Genomic DNA, 16,400 nt, shown 5'->3' with positions numbered 1-16,400 from the left:
AATCTCTCTTCTTGAGTAGCGAAGAGTAGATGGCGCATGCTGAAAATTAACCTGTAAAAAATGACAGTTTTTTATTCGAAATTTACGGTGTTGCGAAGGAGGTTGGATAATAAAAAGAATAAGCAATTTGATGGGTTCTGTACGAGGTCGGCGTTGCTGCAGGACTGAGCGGCTCCTCATGTATGTATGCGTATACACCTGTCATGTTTGACAGTGGACAACAAATTCCCAAGTAAATATGTTGTGCCTGGCGTTGTTGCGCAAAGCAATGATCTACTCATAACTGAATGGATGAGGTGTTGTGATGGCTAGTAAGGAAATTCGACTGTCGGTTGAAGATCTTGATGGAGATAAAAGCCCTGAGGTAGTGCTTGAGTTCTACTCCAAGGAAAATGGAACGAAGGGCTTTGCTCTTGATTTCGCTATTTCAGTTTCGGCGTCAAAGAAGAAAGGTGACTATGACACCGTGGATGGAAAGGGTGATGCTGACGGTGATCGCGATTTTGATGAGCGGGATGATGAGCTGTTCATCCAGTTGGCGAAGGCAGCGGTCAATGTATTGAAGTGATTATTTAGCGTGTAGAAAAGGGGGCGGATTTTTTAATCGCCCCTGTCCCGTTCTGAATAAGGTTTACACCTTCTGATCTATTTTCAGGAGGGCGTAATGGAAGCAAAAAAAAGGCGTAGTCAGCGAGACTACACGCTGACTTTTAAATTGTCGGTCGTCGACCAGGTCGCAAAAGGCGGGCTGAGTGATAAAGAGGCTCAGGAGCGTTACGGGATTTAAGGCAAGACGACCGTTCTGACGTGGTTACGCAAGCACGGTCGGCAAGACTGGAGCCCAGGCGCATACATTGGTTCGCCGAGATCTGTAGCAGCTGCCGAGCCTGCGAGCTGCTGCTACGGGGGATCGAGTCGCCCTCAAGAGTCCAGTGGGATCGGCTTACTTATCGTGATCAATATCCAGCTTGCTGAACGTCACTTTCCCGCCTTCGCTTTTGTACCCGGTGTGGTCTTGCACATAGACCCCGGCCTTGAAGTACAGCGGCTTGTCGCGCCAGGTCGCGCTGATGTCGGTGTCCCATTGGTAGCCAGCAGCGCTAATGCCCAATGCCCCCTTGGGGCTGAGATGGATGAGGTAGTTGAACTGCTGATCGAGTTTCACCCCGGTGGCGATGGTGATGACCCGACCCTCTCCGTCATCCGGGCGCATGCGCACCTTGGCGACGATGTTGCCGCTAGCCGTGCTGGTTTTGTACTGGTACTCGAGCTTCACCATGGGCTTCTGGCTTTCATAGGCGTGGATCTGGCCGATGACGATCTTTCCCGAACTCGGCACCTGGTTCACTGCGAGGGTGGCGCGCAGGGAGTTGTCGGCGTCCGGGTAGAGCCAGTTACGCAGAGTGCCGTTGCTGTAGGTTTCTCGCAGTTCAGTGCGGGGATACTTTGCGTTTGCAGTGCGGGAACCGGTTACCGGGGACCAGAAAAACAGTGTGCCGGTATCGGAATGGAAGTATTGATCCTTGAAGCCTTTCACCAGTTTGGGAGTGTCAACGGTGTACGGCGGACTGCCGACGGGAACGCTGAGGTTCCAGGTTGCGAGATCGATCATAGACAAAAGCTTCCACGGATTTTTTTGCTGCACGCCCGTGCCAGAAGCTCTAGCACGCGCCTTGGAGGGCGGTCTTTATAAGCGTTGAAGGCTTCTTTGTTAATGCCCGTCTGGCAGATGGTTGACGTCAACATCCTGTCGAAATGCCATCTTCCCCGGTTTTAGCGGCCTGTAGAAGCGACCGTTAGTCGGCAAATGAACGCTTTGGTTAAATGATGGCGTACTGACACCTTCTGCTTTGTTGGATCCAGGTCTAGAGTGAAGGTTAGTATTTGTCCGGTTTTCACAAGAAACCGGCCTGCCGCCCCGAACAAGAGAAGCAGCATGGAATGCGCGCACCCCACGCCAGCTGAAGGCAGCTCGATTCTTCTAATCGTCGATGATTACCCTGAAAATTTGACCAGCATGCGCGCGTTGTTGCAGCGCCAGGACTGGCAGGTCATCACTGCCGCCTCGGGTTTCGAAGCCCTGAGCCTTTTACTTGAACATGATGTCGACCTGGTGCTGCTGGATGTGCAGATGCCGGGCATGGACGGTTTTGAAGTGGCGCGCCTGATGCGCGGCAGTCAGCGAACCCGCCTCACTCCGATCATCTTCCTGACCGCCAATGAACAGTCCCAGGACGCCGTGATCAAGGGTTACGCCAGTGGTGCGGTGGATTACCTGTTCAAACCGTTCGATCCGCAAATTCTCAAGCCCAAAGTCCAGGCGCTGCTCGAACATCAGCGAAATCGTCGCGCCTTGCAGCGCCTGAGCCACGATCTGGAGGTCGCTCGCGCCTTCAATGCCTCAGTGCTGGACAACGCCGCCGAAGGCATCCTGGTGGTCGGTGAGGACGGTCTGATCCGCTTCGCCAACCCGGCGATGTCGCGGCTGCTCAATGCCACTGTGCAAGATCTGCAGGGCAAGGAGTTTCTGGATTTCCTGCAGAAACCGCACATTCCGGTGTGGGCCGATTCAGAACTGCTGGCCGGTTACAAACGCGGTGAGACCCTGCGCCTGCACGATGCGCTGCTGCGTACGGCGCCCGGCCAGCAGGTGCCCGTGGCGTTGTCCTGTGCGCCATTGCCCGCCGAGCAACACGCCATGGTGGTGACGGTGCTGGACATGTCGGTGGTGCGCCATCTGCATCAGCAATTGGAATTCCAGGCTGTCACCGACCCGCTGACCGGGCTGCTCAACCGTCGCGGGTTCTATCAAACGGTGGAAAATCTGCTGCTGCGCGGCGAACGTACCGACAGTGCCTGGGTGCTGCTGTACCTTGATCTCGATGGGTTCAAGCGGGTCAACGATTCCCTCGGTCACGATGCGGGCGATCGGGTGCTGCGCTGGGTATCCGAGCAATTAAAAGCCTGTCTGCGGCCGTTCGACATTCTGGCGCGCATGGGCGGCGACGAGTTCACCGCGCTGCTGGATCTGGAGTTCCCCGAGCAAGCGGCGAAGATTGCCGAAAAGCTGATTGAACGGGTGTCGATCTGTCAGCAGATCGACGGCCTGGATATCGCCCTGGGCGCCAGCATCGGCATTGCCACCTACCCGGATTGCGGTGCCAATCTCGACGGATTGCTGCGGGCGTCCGACATTGCCATGTACGAAGCCAAGCGCGCGGGCCGTCAGCAATATCGCTTCTACGATCACGAAATGAACGGCCGGGCACGCTCGCGGTTGATGCTCGAAGAAAGCGTGCGTGCGGCCATCGAGAACCGTGACTTCAATCTGGTGTATCAACCTCAGGTGTCCATAGTCAGCGGACAGATTCGCGGGTTCGAGGCGTTGCTGCGCTGGCAGCACCCGAGCGTCGGCGACGTACCGCCGGGTCTGTTTTTGCCGTTGCTGGAAGAAGCGCGGTTGATCAGTCGTCTGGGCAGCTGGATTTACCATCGCAGCGCCGGGCAACGCAAAGCTTGGGAGACCTTGTTTGCCGAGGATCTGGTGGTGGGCGTCAGTTTGAGCAGTACGCAGTTCGGCATGCCCAACCTGGTCACCGAGTTGCGCCAGGTGCTGGAGCGTCATGGCTTGCAGGCGCGGCATCTGGAAGTCGAGGTCACCGAAGAGGCCTTGATGCAAAACCCCGAAGAAACCCGCAAACAACTGCGCCTGCTGCGCCATCTGGGGGTGCGGGTGGCGTTGGATGACTTCGGTTCCGGACCGTGTTCGCTGGCTCATCTGCGTGACCTGGAACTGGACACGCTCAAACTCGACAGGCATTTGATCGCCCGGCTGCCGAATTCCTCCCGGGATGCGGCGCTGGTAAGCAATGTGATCGACCTGTGCAAGCAGTACGGAATGCTGGTGGTGGCCGAAGGCGTGGAAACCGTAGCGCAATATGATTGGTTGCAAGCCAATGGCTGCGAGTACGTGCAGGGTTTTCTGGTGGCGCGACCGATGATGGCTGAAGACGTCGGTCACTTTGTGCAGCCGTTCGACTGGAGCGCGCTGAACAGCTGAATTCGCTACACTGGCGGCCTTTTCGTGACTCGTGTTGCCGCCCCGATGACTGCGTTGAAATACCTCCAGGCTTATCCCGCTGCGCTGCAGGATCAGGTTCGCCAACTGATCAGCGAAGGTCGGCTGGGCGATTACCTGAGCCAGCGTTACCCGGAAAAACACGGGGTGCAGAGCGACAAGGCGTTGTACACCTACGCGCTGGACCTCAAGCAGGAATACCTGCGTAACGCCCCCGCCATCGACAAGGTGTTGTTCGACAACCGCCTGGACCTGACCCACCGCGCCCTCGGCCTGCACACCACGATCTCTCGGGTGCAGGGCGGCAAGCTCAAGGCCAAGAAAGAAATTCGCGTGGCCTCGCTGTTCAAGGAAGCGCCCTCCGAGTTTCTGAAAATGATCGTGGTGCATGAGCTGGCGCACTTCAAGGAGTCGGATCACAACAAGGCGTTCTACAAGTTGTGCGAACACATGTTGCCGGGGTATCACCAGGTGGAGTTCGACTTGCGGGTGTACCTGACGTGGCGGGATATGCAGTAGACATCACAGCAAGGAGTGTGTGGATGGACGTAAGCAAGACCAAGAGCAGCTTCTATCGCCGGTTGTACGTGGCGTACCTGATCGACAGCGGGCTGGCCAGCAGCGTTCCGGCGCTCACCGAGGTGACTGGCATGCCCCGGCGCACCGCCCAGGACACGATCGCGGCGTTGGCGGATCTGGATATTATTTGTGAGTTCGAGCAGGAGGAGGGCGCACGCAACCATGCCGGGCGCTATCGGATTCGCGAGTGGGGGGCGATTGATCGCGGGTGGATCGAGCGTAATCTGCGGCAGATTAAAGCGGTGCTTGAGTATCCCTGAGATTTTACGGTGACTGATCTGACGCTTTCGCGAGCAAGCCCGCTCCCACATTGGTTTGTGTACGCCACAGATCAAATGTGGGAGCGGGCTTGCTCGCGAAGAGGCCCTTAAGGACGACGCATCCCGATATGCGGAATGTCATCCTCCAGATACTCCTCGCCTGCCACTACAAACCCGTACCGCCCGTAATACCTCTGCAAATGCGCCTGGGCCGAAAGATAGATCGGCACATCAGGCCAGCGCTTTTCGGCCTGCTTCAGCGCTTGGGCCATCAACTCGTGCCCAAGACCGGTGCCGCGGGCTTGAGGGGCGATGATCACCCGGCCAATGACCACGTCGCCGCCCTGTAACTCCGGGTCGAGCAAGCGCAGGTACGCCACCAGTCGATCCCCGTCCCAGGCCATCAAGTGGCAGGTGTCACCTTCCAGGTCCTGGCCATCGACGTCCTGATAGATGCATTTCTGCTCGACGACGAAAACCTCTACCCGTAGCTGCAGAATGGCGTACAGCTGTTCTTTGCCCAGATCGCTGTGGTGTTTGCAGACCCAATCGATTGTCATCTTCACATTCCTTGAACTACGTCGCTTCGATACTAAGCGCCCGGCCGGAAGATGTCTTTATGGCGGAGAAATCTGTGACAAAGGCCAAAATGCCATCATTCATTTCTCGCGGCGTAGTCTTCTTTGTGTAATCTGGGATCAAGCGCTGTGCAGTGGCTTCAATGAGCTAATGTTAGTACCTGGGTTTGGCGGTACAGGGCCTTGAGTTTTGGCTGAAAAACACGTCGGGCATGCTGCCCGCTAAGGATTTTCTAGCATGCCGCGATTGCATCGAGCCTTTGCTTTGATTGGATTGCTGTTGCTGACTCAAGGCGCGGCAGCGGAAAAGCTGCGACTGGTGGCCGATGCCTGGCCGCCCTTTACCGACGCCACGCTGGTCAACGGTGGGTTGGCCACGGACATCGTCAGCACGGCGCTGGCCCGGGCAGGCTATGCCAGCGACTTTGAACAGGTGCCCTGGGCGCGAGCCTTGCTGGGGGTAGGCGAGGGGCGATATGACGTGTTGGTCAACGCCTGGTACACCGACGAGCGCACCAAGCTCGGCAAGTTCTCCGGCGAATACCTGCTCAACCGCGTACGTTTTCTCAAGCGCAAAGACGCACCGATCGAATACAACAACCTGCAACAACTGCATACCTACCCAATCGCGGTGGTGCGCGGCTATGCCTATTCGCAGGAGTTCGATGACGACGTGTCGCTGCAGAAAGTCCCGGTGCACAGCTTCGCCATGGCCGTGCGCATGGTCGCTGCCGACCGGGTCAAGCTGACCCTGGAAGATGAATACGTCGCGCGTTACTACCTGGCGCGGGAACCCCCCAAGGTGCGCAATGCCGTGGAATTCTTGCCCAAGCCGCTGAGTGAGAACAGCCTGCACATCCTGGTCAGCCTCAAGAACCCGAAGCATGAGCAGATCGTCGCCAATTTTGATCGTGAGATTGCGGAGATGAAGGCTGATGGGAGTTATGAGCGGTTGATGAAGCAGCATGGGATGTGAGCTTTATGGTGTGGCTGATGGCCTCTTCGCGAGCAACCCGCTCCCACACTGATTTGCGGCGCAACGAAGATCCACTGTGAGAGCGGGCTTGCCCGCGAAGAGGCCCGCCCAGACACCACACATCTCAGGCTTCGCTGGTGTCCTTGATCAAATGCGCCGCCAACGTCCGCAACGGCCCAAGTTGCCGACAAATCAACGCCAACTGCGTCTGCACCAGCCGTTGCCCTTCATCGATCTCATCCGGCATCTGCTCAAGCGCATTGGCCAGCGCCTCTTCCTCATCACTTTGAATCGCAATCGGCAGTTTGCTTGCCAGTCCTTGGGCGATTTCATCGATGCTAGTGGCCAGTTTCACCCCGGCACCGTCGATCAAATGCTCGTGAACGTCCGGCGGTAGTTGGGTTTCCCGGTGTGCGCCGAGTCCAGACAGATAACTGAGCAACGTGTGCGACAGCACCAGGAAGCGGAAGCCGACATCCGCTTCCTTACGGAAATGCCCAGGCTCCATCAGCATATTCGCCAGCGTCGTGGACAGCGCCGCGTCGGCGTTGTGCGCGTTGCGGCGGGCCAGGCGATAAGCCAAGTCGTCGCTTTTGCCGGCGGCGTATTGCTGCATGATCTGGCGCAGGTAAATGCTGTTGCAGGTCAGGGTGTTGGCCAGCACTTTGTTCAGGCGCCGACCCTGCCAGTCCGGCAGGAACAGGAACACCGCCAGCCCGGCGATCAGGCTGCCGAGCAACGTATCGAACAGTCGTGGCAGGAACAGCCCGTAACCGTCGCCCACCTGATTGAAGCAGAACAGCACCATCAGGGTGATCGCCGCAGTCGCCAGGGTGTAACGGGTGGTGCGGTTGATAAAGAACACCACCCCGGCGGCGATCGCGAAGCACGACTGGACCAGCGGGTTCGGAAACAGATCGAACAGCGCCCAGGCCACGGTCAGGCCGATGGCGGTGCCGATGATCCGCTGGCCGAGTTTGCGCCGGGTGGCGCCGTAGTTCGGTTGGCAGACAAACAGCGTAGTGAGGATGATCCAGTAGCCCTGGGATGGGTGAATCAAATGCACCATCCAGTAGCCGATGCTCAGTGCCAAGGGCAAACGCAGTGCATGGCGGAACAGCAGCGAGGTCGGCGTCAGTTGCGTGCGCAAGCGAATCCACACGTCCTTGAGGCTGCGTGGCGAACGGTCGAGCAGGCTGCTGTCGGTGGCGTCGGCCAAGGCGTCGGGGTTGCTCGCGTCGCTGAGCAGCCTATCAAGTGTGCCGAGGTTCGCCGCCAATGCTCGCAAAGAACGCAATAAACCGCGCCACGCCGGGTTGCTCTGGACCCGCAGGTGCTCGAGGGAGGCGTGCAAATCGCTCAGGGCTTCGGCGAAACCCGCGTCATAGATGAATGGCTGGCGCATCTGGATCGACTCGGCCAGCGCTCGGCAGGCTTTGCCTTGTTGGCGCAGCAGGCGTTGACAGCGAAACAGCACGTCGCTGTGGAAGAAGGCGTCGGCCAGCGCGTTGTAAGGGTAGTGCGAGGAACTGGCGCGCTCGTGGATGTCCTGGGCGAGGAAGTACAGCTTCAGGTAGCGGCTGACCTTCGAGCCCGGCCGACCGTTGCCCACCCGGTGCAGGATGATTTCCTTGGCGGCGTTCAATGCCGCGACGACGCGACCGTTCTGCTGGGCCAGTTCCAGTCGGCGCGCTTCCACATCCATCTGCCGGATCGGCTCGAACAGCGACGATTTGAGCTTCAGGTAAAAACCCAGTTCACGGAACAACCGCGCCAGGCTCTGCTGCACCGGCTGGTTGGAAAACAGCGCCTGCCACAGCACCGAGAGCAAGCCATACCAAGCTGCACCGGCCACCAGCAACACCGGTTCGTGCCAGAAATCGGTGACCGCCCCGCCGCGCTGGTCCACGCCGATCATGGTGTAGACCGACAGAATCAGCGTCGCCGAGGCAATTGCGCCGTAGCGTTCGCCCAGGGCGCCGAGCATGGTCAGGCAGAAACTGGCCAGGGCAAGGGCGATGACAAAGAGGATGGGGTAGGGGAAGAGCAATTCGACGGAGAGGGCGGCAACGCTGAAACACACCAGTGTCACGGCCAGCGCGTTGAGGCGGCCTTGCCAACTGTCATCGGTCTCGGCGAGGGCGCTGGCGATGATCCCCAGGAACAACGGGATCAGCAGCCCCATTTCGTCTGTGTACCAACACAGCGCCATGGTGCCGGTCAGGGCGATGAACACCCGCACGCTATAACTGAATTTATCCAGCGCCCAGAGGCGACGCAGTGACTGACTGAACGAGGTCGAGGACATGAAGTGCGAAGGCCTTCCGAGGCAATGACGCTAAATTGAGCCAGTAATGACGCCGACGCAATGGCGCCGATCACATCTGACAGCAAAATTTGTTCCTTGATATCACTGCACAATCAATGTGGGAGCGGGCTTGCTCGCGAAGAGGCCGGTTCATCCAACATCCATGTTGAATGTGCTGACGCTTTCGCGAGCAAGCCCGCTCCCACATTTGATGTGTGTACGACGTTGGATCAGACGAATTGTGCAGCCGCGTAACCCGAGGCCCAGGCCCACTGGAAATTGAAGCCGCCCAGATGCCCGGTCACGTCGAGTACTTCGCCGATGAAGTACAGACCGGGGCTTTTCAGCGACTCCATGGTCTTGGACGAGACTTCCCGCGTATCGACGCCCCCCAGTGTTACCTCGGCGGTGCGGTAGCCTTCGGTGCCGGCCGGCACGACTTTCCAGCTCGCCAGTTTTTCGGCGATGTCGGCAATTTCGGCATGGGTGTACTGTTTCATCGGTTTGGAGACGAACCAGTTATCCGCCAGCAAGTTGGCCATCTTCTTGGTGAAGATTTCCCCGAGCAGGGTTTTCAACTCACTGTTCGGGCGTTCGGCCTGCTGCTGTTGCAGCCAGCTTGGCACGTCGTGGTCCGGTAGCAGGTTGATCTCCACCGTGTCGCCAGACTCCCAAAACGAAGAAATCTGCAAAATCGCCGGCCCGCTGAGGCCGCGGTGGGTGAACAGGATGTTCTCGCGGAAGCTCTGATCGTTGCAGCTCACCAGGCAATCCACCGACGTACCGGACAGCTCGGTGCAAAGCTCCTTGAGCTGATCGGTGATGGTGAACGGCACCAGGCCTGCGCGGGTCGGCAGCAGGTCGTGGCCGAACTGCTTGGCCACCTGATAGCCGAAACCGGTGGCGCCCAGAGTCGGGATCGACAGGCCGCCGGTGGCGATCACCAACGATTCGCAGGTGATTTGGCCCAGTGTGGTATCGAGCAGGTAACCGCTTTCGAGCTTCTCGATGGTCTGGATCGAAGTGTCCAGGTGCAGGCTGACGCCGACCTGATCGCACTCATCGAGCAACATGCCGAGGATGTCGCTGGATTTGTTATCGCAAAACAGCTGGCCGAGTTTCTTCTCGTGGTACGGCACGCCGTGTTTGGCGACCATGCCGATGAAATCCCACTGGGTATAGCGCGCCAGTGCGGATTTGCAGAAGTGTTCGTTCTGCGAGAGGAAATTGCCAGGTTCGGTGTACATGTTGGTGAAATTGCAGCGGCCACCGCCCGACATCAGGATTTTCTTGCCGGCTTTGTTCGCATGGTCGAGCAACATCACCTTGCGCCCGCGCCCGGCGGCGGTTAGCGCACACATCAACCCTGCGGCGCCAGCGCCTATGATCACGACTTCGGTAGAGCGCAAAACGGTGTCCTCTTGATGTTCACCACAAAACTGATTGTGGGAGCGGGCTTGCTCGCGAAAGCGGTGTGTCAGTCAACTTGATGCCAACTGATACTCCCTCTTCGCGAGCAAGCCCGCTCCCACATTTTGATCTCTGTCAGGCAGACGATCGCTTACAAAATCCGCACGCGTAACGAGCGGCCTTTGATCTTGCCGTCGTTGAGGCGCTGCAAGGCTTGCTTGGCGATCCCACGCTCAACAGCCACATACGCCTGGAAGTCGAAGATCGCGATCTTGCCGACCTGGGCGCCCGGAATGCCGGCATCACCTGTCAAAGCACCGAGGATATCTCCCGGACGAACCTTGTCTTTGCGGCCGGCGCCGATGCACAACGTGCTCATCACCGGCAGCAGCGGTGCGCCGCCCTGGGATTTGAGGTTGTCCAGCTGATCCCAGCTCAACGGCGACTTCTGCAGTTGCTCGATGGCTTGGGCGCGGTGCGCTTCGGACGGTGCGACCAGGCTGATCGCAATACCTTTCTCACCGGCACGACCGGTACGGCCGACGCGGTGAATGTGGATTTCCGAGTCACGGGCCAGTTCGACGTTGATCACCATGTCCAGCGCGTCAATGTCCAGACCGCGAGCGGCGACGTCGGTGGCGACCAATACCGAAGTACTGCGGTTGGCGAACATCGCCAACACCTGGTCGCGGTCACGCTGTTCCAGATCGCCCTGCAGACCGACGGCGGAGATGCCTTTGGAGGTCAGGTGATCGACGGTTTCCTGAACTTGCTGCTTGGTGAAGCAGAAGGCAACGCAGGAAGCCGGACGGAAATGCGCGAGGACTTTGACCACGGCGTCCATACGCTCTTCCGGAGAGATCTCGTAGAAGCGCTGCTCGATCTGCGTGTCGTCGTGGAACGCCTCAGCCTTCACGATCTGAGGGGTGCGCATGAATTTCGACGCCAGTTGCTTGATGCCCACCGGATACGTGGCGGAGAACAGCAGGGTCTGGCGACGCTCCGGGGTCTGGGCGATGATTTCTTCGATGGAATCGTAGAAGCCCATGTCGAGCATGCGGTCGGCTTCGTCGAGGATCAGCGTGTTCAGGCCATGGAGCACCAGCGAACCCTTGCGCAAGTGCTGCTGAATCCGGCCCGGAGTGCCGACGATGATGTGCGCGCCGTGCTCCAGCGAAGCGATCTGCGGGCCGAAAGACACACCACCACACAGGGTCAGGACCTTGATGTTGTCTTCGGCGCGGGCCAGGCGACGGATTTCCTTGGCGACCTGGTCGGCCAGCTCGCGGGTCGGGCAAATGACCAGCGCCTGGCAACCGAAGAAGCGCGGATTGATCGGGTTCAACAGGCCGATACCGAAGGCGGCGGTCTTGCCGCTGCCGGTCTTGGCTTGCGCGATCAGGTCCATCCCCTTGAGGATCACCGGCAAGCTTTGCGCCTGGATCGGCGTCATCTGGGCATAACCGAGGGAGTCGAGGTTAGCCAGCATGGCGGCGGACAGCGGCAAAGTATTAAAAGCGGTGGCGATGGTGGTCACGGGACTGGCCTGCAAAACAAAATGTCGCGCAGTGTATCAGTCCCATGGCCATTCGCCCGTAGTTTCCAGACGAGAAGTCGCCGAGCGAAGGCCAGGCAAGGCGAAAACAGGCGAGGAAGCGGAGTTGACTTTAGTCAATGAGCATTCCGAGCCTGTTTTCAACGCAGCATGGTCGAGCGCAGGCACTTCTCGTTTGGAAACTAAGGCTCGATGTGTTCTTCCGGTCTCTTGACGCGCCGTCCGTCTTCCTTTGAGAGTTGCGAGAAGATCGTGGCAGCCAGCATCGCCATGATGCCGACGGTGACGAAGGTCAGCTGGAACGCGCCTAAAACCGTGTCCACGCCATCATTGCCGACCTCTGCCGTGAAGCCGCCGAGCAGAGCGCCCGCGCAGGCCACGCCCAGGCTCAAGGACAATTGCGCGACCACCGACAGCAAGCTGTTGCCGCTGCTGGCGCTGGCGTCGTCGAGGTCGATCAGGGTTACGGTGTTCATTGCGGTGAACTGCAAGGAGTTGATCGCGCCGAGAATCGATAGCATCACCAGCAGCAGCCAGTACGGCGTCTGCTCGCTGACCAGCCCCATGCTTGCCAACATGAGCCCCAGTGCCAACGTGTTGCCGGTGAGGACGATGCGATAGCCCAAACGCTCAATTAGCGGCCGCGCCACCGACTTGGCGACCATCGCTGCCGCCGCCAGCGGCAGCATACTCATCCCGGCCTGGGACGGCGAATAACCGAGTGCCACTTGCAGCAGCAACGGCACGAGAAACGGCAGGGCGCCGCTGCCCAGACGGGCGAACAGGTTGCCGAGAATGCCCACGGCGAAGGTTCGGGTCTTGAACAGCGACGGTGCGAACAGCGGATTATCAATGTGCCCCGCACGAAGCCAATACGCGGCCAGACACGCCATGCCGCCAAACAGCAGCAACATCACGCGCAAGTGCGGCAGGTGCAATTCACCGAGGCCTTCCATGGCGATGGTGATCAGCACCATCGCCGCGCCGAACAGCAAAAAGCCCAGGCTGTCGAAACGCGTGCGCTCAGTGCCACGCAGGTCGGGAATGAATTTCCACACCGCGTAGCAACCGATTACCCCCACGGGCAAGTTGATCAGGAAGATCCAGTGCCACGACAGGTACTGAACCATCCAGCCACCGGTCGTCGGGCCGAGCAACGGGCCGAGCAGGCCGGGAATGGTGATGAAACCCATGATCCGCACCAGCTCCGAACGCGGGTAGGCGCGCAGCACTACCAGTCGCCCGACCGGCAGCATCAACGCACCGCCCAGGCCCTGAATCACTCGGGCACCGATCAGCATGCTCAGGGTGCTCGACAGTGCGCAGAGCAGCGAACCGATGCTGAACAACAGGATCGCACTGAAGAAGATTTTCTTGGTGCCGAAACGGTCGGCGATCCAGCCCGAAGCGGGGATCAGCAAGGCGACGGTGAGCATGTAGGCAATGATGACGCCCTGCATGCGCAATGGATCTTCCGCCAGGTCGCGGGCCATGGCGGGCAGGGCGGTGTTGAGGATCGTCCCGTCGAGGGACTGCATGAAGAAGGCAATGGCGACGACCCACGGTACCCAGCGGGCGGTGACAGCGTCGAGAGGCGGGCGGTTGGGCATGGGACCTCTTGTGGGTAGAAGTTGTTAATGCAAGGTCATTGCGGATCACAGGCCAAGTGGCGAGGGAGCTTGCCCACATGCCGGTGAGTCAAACGCAATCCTGTGGGAGCGGGCTTGCTCGCGAAAGCGGTGGATCAGTCAACATTGATGTTGAATGTGATGACCTCTTCGCGAGCAAGCCCGCTCCCACAGGGTCCCCTGTATGCCGGGGATTTGTTTTTACAACGTAAGGGTTAATCGGCTGACCAGTGCCCCTGGCAACAACGCCGAGGCCGTCGCCCGCTGACTGTAAGTACTGGCCGAGAGCAGCAATTCCCGCTCCTCGGTCAACGCTTCCAGCTGCGATCCCAGCAAACTGTAAGCACTGTCATCGAAGCGCATGGTGCTCACCGGTGCCTGAATCTCTCCGTTCTCGACCCAGAAGGTCGCAAACCGCGTCATGCCGGTCAGGCGCGCGGCCGGTTGGTCCGAGTAGTTCAGGTACCACAGGTTGCTGATGTACAGCCCCGTGCCCAATTGCTTGAGGATTTCAGCCTCGGGCAATGAACCGGCCGCCATGTTCAACGCGCTCGGCATTTCGCCACCGCTGGCGCCGTTGGCGGTGAGACCGTACTCGGCGGCACTGCGTGAACTGACCATCTGCGCGCCGGCCTTGCCTTCGACGATCAACCCCAGATCGCTGCGTGGATAACCTTCGCCGGAGAATGCCGGGCTCAAAGAGCCGCTGACCTTTTCATCGACGGACACCAACGGGCTGAACGAACTGTCGCCACCGTACAGCTTCTGCAGCGGACTGTTTTTGCTGGCAATCGACTGCGCCGAGAAGCCGCCCCAGCCCAGCATGTCCATGATTTCTCCCAGGGCTGCCGGAGCCAGGTAGGCGCGGTACTGACCCGGCGCGAGGGTGCGTTGCGGTCTGCCTAGAAACGCCAACTGTTCGCGCGCCTGGGCAAAGCGCCTGGCAAACCCTTCGCTGCTCCAGTCGTGCCCGGCGTAGCTGGCTTTCACCGCTTGGCCGTTGTCATGGAACAGACTGAAATCGAAGTTGAAGCTATTGGCCTGATGCCAGCCAAAGGCGCCCGAGGAACTGGCGAAACCGCGACTGATCGGGCCGGCGGCGTAGAACCCCACCAGGTCCAGCCCTTCGGCCGCTTGGGTGATTTCGGCGATCACCTGCTCGGTCTCCGGCAGCGGATGCTCCTGCACATTCTTGCTTTGCCACCCGTTGTAGTTGAGCAGCAGGTACGGATCCTGAGGCAACAGCGGCAAGGTTTCGCGCAACTGTTGCAGACCTTCGGCCAGACGCTGAAGGTCGACCTCCGGATCGCCTGCCAGAGTGATGTTCAAGTCGGCATGGCGACCTTCGTTGATCAGCTTGAAACCGACGCTCGCCTGCTGCACCTGACCGACCTGACGTACCTTGGCGTGGTTGAAACGCACGAAGGCCGACGACTCGGCGGCGTAACTGAGGGTGAATTGCTCCGGCTCGCGAATCGCCTCGCGCAACCCGTTGACCAGCGCCTTGAACGCATCGGCCTGATTCTTGGACGTACTCATCAGGCGTCTCCCCCAAACACATCAACGTTGCTGAACACACACGCCGGCGACGCATGGCCGACGCGGATCACCTGATTTGGTTCGCCCTTGCCGCAGTTCGGCGTGCCCAACACCTTGACGGTGCTGGCATCGCCCACGGCGCTGAGGCTTTTCCAGAACTGCGCGGAAATCGCCCGGTAGTTGGGGTTTTTCACTACGCCCTTGAGTTCGCCGTTTTCGATCAACTGGCCCCACTCGCAACCGAACTGGAACTTGTTGCGTGCATCGTCGATGGACCAGGAACGGTTGGTACTCATCAAAATCCCGTGCTCGATATTGCCGATCATCTGTTCTAGAGGCTGATCGCCCGGCTCGATGTTCAGGTTGGCCATGCGGTCGATCGGTGGACGGTTCCAGCCGCAGGCGCGGCTGTTGGCGACGCCGCCCATGCCGGCCCGAAATTGCGACAGAGCCCCACCCAGTGGTCGCAGCAACAAACCTTCTTTAATCAGAAATTGCTTGCTAGCGGCCGTGCCGTCGTCGTCATGGCCGTAGCTGGCAAGCTGCTCGGGAATGTCCGGGTCGAAGGTCACGTTGAGTAATTCGGAGCCGTATTGCAGGCGGCCGAAGTCTTCTGCCTTGACGAAGCTGGTGCCGGCGTAATTGCGCTCGTCGCCGAGGATGCGATCCAGTTCCAACGGATGACCGATGGATTCGTGGATCTGCAACATCATCTGATCGGGCATCAGCAGCAGGTCGCGCGGGCCTTGCGGGGTGTTCGGTGCCATCAGCAATTGCAGCGCCTGCTCGGCGATTTTTGGACCGGCACCCACCAGGCCGCAGCGGCTGATCACATCAAAACCGCCCTGTTGACCGAAGTTCTCGCGGCCCAGGGTGCGGGTCTGGCTGTCGCTGCCGTCGTAGGCGGTGACGTCCAGGCTCGGGTAGACGAAACGCTGGGCCTGACGCAGCTCGGCACCGGCGTTGTTGAGGTAAATCTGCTCGACGTTGGTGATACCGATGCTCACCTGCCAATTCACCAGTCGCTCGTCCTTGGGCACGGCGGCGGATTCGGCTCCGAGCAGTTGGTAGCAGTCGCTCAGGGACGGAAATGGTTGGTCGAGGTTCGGTGAAAAGTAGTCTGCGCGCTCACTGGAGACGGCTTGCTCGCGCAGGTCGAGCAGGGCATGCGGCTTGAGACGGCGGGCCTGTTGTTCGGCCCGCTCCAGCGCGGCTTGCAAGCCGGATTGGGACAGGTCATTGGTGGCGGCGTAGGCTTCGACGCCGTTGACCCGAACGGTCAGCATCGCGCCTTCGTCACGGTTCAGGCTCGGAGGTTCGGCGACGTTCTTGCGTACCGAGAGGTACTGGCCGGACTCGCGCACATAACGCAGCGAAAAGAATTCAGCGCCCGTGCGCAAGGCAGCGAAGCGCTGCTTGAGCTGGGGGTGGAAATCGAACATTCGGGAACCTCCTTGGCATGGAGTAGCGGCGTATCGGTATTGCGAGG

13 protein-coding genes and 1 pseudogene are annotated in these 16,400 nt (G+C 59.4%); 6 read left to right on the top strand and 8 right to left on the bottom strand.

Going from position 1 to position 16,400, the window contains the following annotated elements; all coding sequences use genetic code 11:
* Window positions 1–304: 304 nt before the first annotated feature.
* Window positions 305–568 (top strand): hypothetical protein, encoded by a 264-nt coding sequence (locus ACA055_RS27985; protein WP_497681482.1) that lies wholly within the window; start codon window positions 305–307, stop codon window positions 566–568.
* Between the two features lie 96 nt (window positions 569–664).
* Window positions 665–889 (top strand): annotated as a pseudogene (locus ACA055_RS27980) (IS3 family transposase); the annotation flags it as partial.
* A 54-nt stretch (window positions 890–943) separates the two neighbouring features.
* Here the strand turns inward: ACA055_RS27980 and ACA055_RS27975 are convergent.
* Entirely contained in the window at window positions 944–1,612 is a 669-nt protein-coding gene (locus ACA055_RS27975) for a polysaccharide lyase family 7 protein (RefSeq protein ID WP_497681481.1), read from the bottom strand.
* A 324-nt stretch (window positions 1,613–1,936) separates the two neighbouring features.
* Here ACA055_RS27975 and ACA055_RS27970 point away from each other — a divergent pair, with 324 nt between their 5' ends.
* Genes ACA055_RS27970 through ACA055_RS27960 form a run of 3 tightly spaced genes read left to right on the top strand, consistent with a single transcriptional unit; the run spans window position 1,937 to window position 4,917 of the window.
* Window positions 1,937–4,060: a putative bifunctional diguanylate cyclase/phosphodiesterase gene (locus tag ACA055_RS27970; protein WP_497681480.1), complete on the top strand. Its 2,124-nt coding sequence runs from the start codon at window positions 1,937–1,939 to the stop codon at window positions 4,058–4,060.
* A gap of 45 nt (window positions 4,061–4,105) precedes the next feature.
* On the top strand, window positions 4,106–4,597 hold the full coding sequence (locus ACA055_RS27965) for a M48 metallopeptidase family protein (protein WP_497684503.1): 492 nt from the start codon (window positions 4,106–4,108) through the stop codon (window positions 4,595–4,597).
* A gap of 23 nt (window positions 4,598–4,620) precedes the next feature.
* Window positions 4,621–4,917 (top strand): winged helix-turn-helix domain-containing protein, encoded by a 297-nt coding sequence (locus ACA055_RS27960; RefSeq protein ID WP_090178776.1) that lies wholly within the window; start codon window positions 4,621–4,623, stop codon window positions 4,915–4,917.
* Window positions 4,918–5,024: 107 nt separating this feature from the next.
* Here ACA055_RS27960 and ACA055_RS27955 read toward each other — a convergent pair whose 3' ends face one another.
* Window positions 5,025–5,477: a GNAT family N-acetyltransferase gene (locus ACA055_RS27955; protein WP_497681479.1), complete on the bottom strand. Its 453-nt coding sequence runs from the start codon at window positions 5,475–5,477 to the stop codon at window positions 5,025–5,027.
* Between the two features lie 256 nt (window positions 5,478–5,733).
* On the opposite strand from ACA055_RS27955, the gene ACA055_RS27950 reads away from it, so the two are divergent.
* Window positions 5,734–6,471: a substrate-binding periplasmic protein gene (locus ACA055_RS27950; RefSeq protein ID WP_497681478.1), complete on the top strand. Its 738-nt coding sequence runs from the start codon at window positions 5,734–5,736 to the stop codon at window positions 6,469–6,471.
* Between the two features lie 124 nt (window positions 6,472–6,595).
* Here ACA055_RS27950 and yccS read toward each other — a convergent pair whose 3' ends face one another.
* From yccS to ACA055_RS27920, 6 genes are all read right to left on the bottom strand, one after another.
* Window positions 6,596–8,779, bottom strand: a complete 2,184-nt coding sequence (gene yccS / locus ACA055_RS27945) for a YccS family putative transporter (RefSeq protein WP_497681477.1) — start codon at window positions 8,777–8,779, stop codon at window positions 6,596–6,598.
* Between the two features lie 230 nt (window positions 8,780–9,009).
* The gene (locus ACA055_RS27940) at window positions 9,010–10,188 is read right to left on the bottom strand and encodes a BaiN/RdsA family NAD(P)/FAD-dependent oxidoreductase (protein WP_497681476.1); all 1,179 of its coding nucleotides are present in this window, start codon (window positions 10,186–10,188) and stop codon (window positions 9,010–9,012) included.
* A 152-nt stretch (window positions 10,189–10,340) separates the two neighbouring features.
* The gene (gene dbpA / locus ACA055_RS27935) at window positions 10,341–11,678 is read right to left on the bottom strand and encodes an ATP-dependent RNA helicase DbpA (protein WP_256730367.1); all 1,338 of its coding nucleotides are present in this window, start codon (window positions 11,676–11,678) and stop codon (window positions 10,341–10,343) included.
* A gap of 248 nt (window positions 11,679–11,926) precedes the next feature.
* Complete coding sequence (gene mdtD / locus ACA055_RS27930) at window positions 11,927–13,354, bottom strand: multidrug transporter subunit MdtD (RefSeq protein ID WP_497681475.1); 1,428 nt, start codon at window positions 13,352–13,354, stop codon at window positions 11,927–11,929.
* Between the two features lie 219 nt (window positions 13,355–13,573).
* On the bottom strand, window positions 13,574–14,911 hold the full coding sequence (locus ACA055_RS27925) for a TldD/PmbA family protein (protein WP_497681474.1): 1,338 nt from the start codon (window positions 14,909–14,911) through the stop codon (window positions 13,574–13,576).
* Complete coding sequence (locus ACA055_RS27920) at window positions 14,911–16,353, bottom strand: TldD/PmbA family protein (protein WP_497681473.1); 1,443 nt, start codon at window positions 16,351–16,353, stop codon at window positions 14,911–14,913. The genes ACA055_RS27925 and ACA055_RS27920 overlap by 1 nt, the downstream gene beginning before the upstream one ends.
* Window positions 16,354–16,400 lie beyond the last annotated feature (47 nt).

It is taken from the genome of Pseudomonas sp. LBUM1657 (genome assembly GCF_059716075.1).
The sequence above is the reverse complement of the archived record's forward strand: the minus strand, read 5'-3'. Positions and strand labels throughout refer to the sequence as shown.